3 protein-coding genes and 1 pseudogene are annotated in these 4624 nt (G+C 74.5%); 3 read left to right on the top strand and 1 reads right to left on the bottom strand.

Annotated elements, in window-relative coordinates:
* The first annotated feature begins 213 nt into the window (after positions 1 to 213).
* The 3 genes from FOE67_RS17235 (at position 214) to FOE67_RS17245 (ending at position 4322) form a co-directional block, all read left to right on the top strand.
* On the top strand, positions 214 to 2748 hold the full coding sequence (locus tag FOE67_RS17235) for a glycoside hydrolase family 2 protein (RefSeq protein WP_182665272.1): 2535 nt from the start codon (positions 214 to 216) through the stop codon (positions 2746 to 2748).
* Entirely contained in the window at positions 2745 to 3710 is a 966-nt protein-coding gene (locus FOE67_RS17240; RefSeq protein WP_323384989.1) for a LacI family DNA-binding transcriptional regulator, read from the top strand. Before FOE67_RS17235 ends, FOE67_RS17240 begins: the two co-directional genes overlap by 4 nt.
* Positions 3711 to 3899: 189 nt before the next feature.
* A complete protein-coding gene (locus FOE67_RS17245) occupies positions 3900 to 4322 on the top strand; it encodes a PPOX class F420-dependent oxidoreductase (RefSeq protein ID WP_182665275.1) in 423 nt (140 codons plus the stop codon).
* Here FOE67_RS17245 and FOE67_RS17250 read toward each other — a convergent pair.
* Positions 4309 to 4624 (bottom strand): annotated as a pseudogene (locus tag FOE67_RS17250) (AAA family ATPase); the annotation flags it as partial. The gene FOE67_RS17245 and the pseudogene FOE67_RS17250 overlap by 14 nt on opposite strands.

Genomic DNA, 4624 nt, shown 5'->3' on the forward strand with positions numbered 1-4624 from the left:
GGCGGAGAGGGACGCCCCGGGGCGGTGTCATGACGAATTCCCCGTGTTCCTCCCCTCGGTTCCCGCGCTTGTGACGGCCCTGGATATCGGAAGTCGGGGGAGGGACACAAGGATATTGACTTAGTTAATTCAGTTGAGTAAGAATCGGGAGGCTCGTCGAAGGTGTTTCGACGCCCCCGCCCCGGCCGATCGACCCGATCGAGGAGTACCCGCATGGAGCGAACGACCCTGCACGACGGCTGGCGACTGACGGTGGAGGGGGACGGGGTACCCGCCGACCTCGTCGGTCGCACCGTGCCGGCGGCGGTGCCGGGCTCCTCGCACCTCGACCTGCTCGCCGCCGACCTCATCCCCGACCCCTACCTCGACCTCAACGAGACCGCGCTGCGGTGGACCCACCGCGCCCACTGGCGCTACGCCACCACCTTCGAGGCGGAGCCGGCCGGGCCCGGGGAGCGCGTGGACCTGGTCTTCGACGGTCTGGACACCGTGGCCGATATCCGCCTCAACGGCACCGCCGTCGCCCGCTCGGTCAACATGCACCGCTCGGTGCGGGTGGACCTCCGGGACCGGCTCGCCCCCGCCCGGGACGGCCGCCCCGGTACCAACGACCTGGTCGTCGCCCTCGGATCGGCCCTGGAGTACGCCGAGGCGGTCGAGAAGGAGGTGGGCGCCCGCCCCCGCGCCTATCCCCATCCCTTCAACGCCGTGCGCAAGATGGCCTGCTCCTTCGGCTGGGACTGGGGACCGGACCTGCAGACCGCCGGTATCTGGAAGCCGGTCCGCCTGGAACGGTGGCACACCGCCCGCATCGCCTCCCTCCGCCCCCTGACCTCGGTCGCCCCCGACGGCACCGGCCGCGTCGACGTGCACGTGGACCTCGAACGCGCCGACCCGACCGACCGCCGGGAACTCGTGCTCACCGCCCGGGTGGGCGACCGGGAACGGCGGCTCGTCGTCCCCGCCGGGACCGACACCGCGAGCGTTCGCGTCGAGGTGCCCGACGCCCGCCTGTGGTGGCCCGCCGGATACGGCGATCACCCCCTGTACGACCTGGAGGTCACCCTCGGGGGTCCCGGTCACGACGGGCGACCGGACGCCGCCCACCGCCGGATCGGGTTCCGCACCGTCACCGTGGACACCGCCCCGGACGAGCACGGCACCCCCTTCACCGTCTCGGTCAACGGCGTCCCGATCTTCGTCAAGGGGGCCAACTGGATCCCCGACGACCACTTCCTCACCCGGACCACCCGCGACCGGCTGGCCCGACGGGTCGATCAGGCCCTGGGCGCGCACATGAACATGCTGCGGGTGTGGGGCGGCGGCATCTACGAGACCGACGACTTCTACGACGTCTGCGACGAGCGCGGCATGCTGGTCTGGCAGGACTTCCCCTTCGCCTGTGCCGCCTACGCGGAGGAGGAACCGCTGTGGGGCGAGGTGGAGGCCGAAGCCCGGGAGAACGTCGCCCGGCTCTCCTCCCACCCCTCCCTCGCGCTGTGGAACGGCGCCAACGAGAACATGTGGGGCTTCCGGGACTGGGGCTGGCGGGAGGAGCTGGGCGACCGGAGTTGGGGATTGCGCTACTACACCGAACTGCTGCCCGCCGTGCTCCGGGAACTGGACCCCACCCGCTTCTACACCGAGAACAGCCCCTGCAACCCGGGTCGCCCCCTCGAGGGGCTCCCCGGTACCGACGGGCTCCACCCCAACGACCCGGACCACGGCACCCGGCACGAGTGGGAGGTGTGGAACCGCATCGACCAGACCGCCTACCGGGACCACGTCCCCCGTTTCTGTTCCGAGTTCGGCTTCCAGGGCCCGCCCACCTGGACCACGCTGCGCCGGGCCGTCCGGGACGAGCCGCCGACCACGACCTCACCCGCCTTCCTGCTCCACCAGAAGGCCGAGGACGGCAACGGCAAGCTGGAACGCGGCCTGGTCCCCCGCCTGCCCGTGCCCCGGGACTTCACCGACTGGCACTGGGCCACCCAGCTCAACCAGGCCCGCGCGGTGGCCCTGGGTGTGGAGCACTTCCGCTCCTGGTGGCCCCGCACCGCCGGTTCCCTGGTGTGGCAGCTCAACGACTGCTGGCCCGTCACCTCCTGGGCGGCGGTGGACGGCGACGGCCGCCGCAAGCCGTTGTGGTACGGCCTGCGCCGGGCCCACGCCCCGCGCCTGCTGACCGTCCAGCCGCGCGACGGCCGACCGACCCTGATCGCCGTCAACGACACCGATCGGCCGTGGACCGGCCCGCTCGCCGCGCGGCGTCTCGCCTTTTCCACCGGCACGGAACGCGGGGCCGGCACGGTGGAGCTGGACGTCCCCGCCCGGTCCGCGCGGCAGTACCATCTTGCGGACCACCTGATCACTCCCGACGCCGCACAGGAGGAACTGCTCGTGATGACGGCGGAGGACGGCACCAGGGTCGTGCACACCTTCCTGGAGGACCTCGACCTGGCGCTGGATCCCGACCCGCTGGAGGCCCGGGCGGTCGCCGAGCCCGGCGGCTACCGGGTGGAGGTCCGCGCCGGTGCCCTGGCCCGTGACGTGGCGCTGCTGGCCGACCGGGCCGCCCCCGACGCGGAGGTGGACGACATGCTGGTGACGCTGCTCCCCGGCGAGAGCCGGGTCTTCCGGGTGGGCACCGGCGCGGAGTTCGACCCGGACGTCCTGACCCGGCGGCCCGTGCTGCGCACCGCCAACGACCTCTTCCGGAATCGACCCGGCCCCGGTGACCGCAGGTGAGCCTCCCACCCCCCGGTCGGACCGCCGGACCGATCGGTCGTCCCCTCCTCCCGGCGGCTCCCGGGTCCCCGCGTGCGGGAGCGCCGGGGGAGCGCGTCGACGGCCCACCCGCTCCCCGTCACTCGCCCGGCGCGGTCGGACTGGTCCTGGCCCGCCCGGCCCGCCTCCTGGGCGTCGAGCCCTTCTTCATGGAGTTCATCGCGGGCATCGAGGAGCGTCTGGCGGAGCACGACCTGTCGGTCCTGTTGCACGTCGTCCCCCACCACGAGGCGGAGATCGCCGCCTACCGCCGCTGGGCGGCACGCGGGCTGGTGGACGCCGTGGCACTGGTCAACCCCACCGTCGGGGACCGGCGCCCGGAGGTGCTGACCGAACTGGGCCTGCCCGCCGTCGTGGTGGGCAACCCCGGGGACGGGACCGACCTGCCGGCGGTGCGCACCGACGAGACGGGCCCCGTGCGGGACGCCCTCGCCCGCCTGCTGGAGCTGGGGCACCGGCGCATCGCCCGGGTCGGCGGCCCGGCCGACCTGCTGCACACCGTCGCCCGCACCCGCGCCCTGCGCGAGGGGTGCCGGGAGGCCGGGATCGAGCCCGTGGTGGTCGAGGGGGACTACTCCGACGAGGCCGGCGCCCGACTCACCGCCCGACTGCTCTCCGCCCCGGAACCGCCCACCGCGATCATGTACGACAACGACGTGATGGCCGTGGCCGGGCTGGAGGCCGCCGGGGCGGCCGGCGTCGCCGTCCCCGACCGGCTCTCCCTGCTGGCCTGGGACGACTCCCCGATGTGCCGGCTGGCCTCCCCGCCGCTCACCACCATGAGCGTGGACGTCCACCGGTTCGGATCCCTGGTCGCCGACACCCTCCTGGAGTTGGTGGCGGGCCGGCCCGCCACGCCCCGGGAGTCCCCGGCGGCCCGGTGGGTGCGTCGCGGCAGCACGGGACCGGCACCCGCGGACTGAGACTCCCCCTTCGTGGTCCGCACGCCGGCCCCGGGGCGTCCCGGATCACTCCTCCCCGTCGACACCGTGCGCGCGGTCACCCGGCCGTACCCCGGTCACCCCCTTCCACGGCCCGGGGGCGCCGGTCCGCCCCGTGCCGGTCGGGGCGCCGGTGCCCGGGCCGGCACGGGCGGCGCGTACGGTGTGGCCATGAGCGACAGGACCGATCCGCACGACGAGATCACCCGCCTCGGGGCGGGAAAGTACCTCCTGGTCACCACCTTTCGGCGCGACGGCAGGGCCGTCCCCACGCCCGTGTGGGTCGTGGCCGAGGGCGACGCCCTGTTCGTGTGGACCGCCGCGAACTCCGGCAAGGTCAAGCGGCTGCGCAACCGCTCCGATGTCCTGCTCGCCCCCTGCGACGTGCGCGGCCGACCCACCGGTCCCGGGGTGCCCGGCCGGGCCGAGTTGTTGGACGCCGCCGGCAGCGAACGCTGCCGGCGGCTCATCGCCCGCCGCTACGGCCTTTCGGGCCGGCTCGCCCTGCTGGGCAGCCGACTGCGCCGGGGACGCTCCGGGACCATCGGCATCCGGCTCGTCCCGGTTCCGTCGGACGGGGTCACACCGGGGTGACCCGGTGGGGCGCGCCGTGCGGGGACTTTCGTGCCCCCGTGTCCGCGCCCGGTCCCGTCGCAGCGGGGGAGTCCCCCGGCGCGGCGGGCACCGCCGTGTCCGCGGGGTGGGACGGTGAGGGGATGGGGAGCGGGAGGAGCGGCGCGGTCAGCCACCCCGTCTGCTCGCGGGTGAACAGCAGTGCCGCCCGGCAGCCGGGCGGCGTCCGCCCCGCCTCCAGTTCCTCCACCAGCCGGGCCAGCGACCGCACGTGCCGGGCGAAGGCGCGCCCGCCGACCCCCCGGCCGCGCCTCGCCTGCCCC

Source organism: Streptomyces calidiresistens (assembly GCF_014141525.1).
Lineage (GTDB): Bacteria > Actinomycetota > Actinomycetes > Streptomycetales > Streptomycetaceae > Streptomyces > Streptomyces calidiresistens.

What these genes read in the sequence shown, in the direction of transcription:
- FOE67_RS17245 (WP_182665275.1), top strand. Translation starts at nt 3,900, where the DNA reads ATGAGCGACAGGACCGATCCGCACGACGAGATCACCCGCCTCGGGGCG.
- FOE67_RS17235 (WP_182665272.1), top strand. Translation starts at nt 214, where the DNA reads ATGGAGCGAACGACCCTGCACGACGGCTGGCGACTGACGGTGGAGGGG.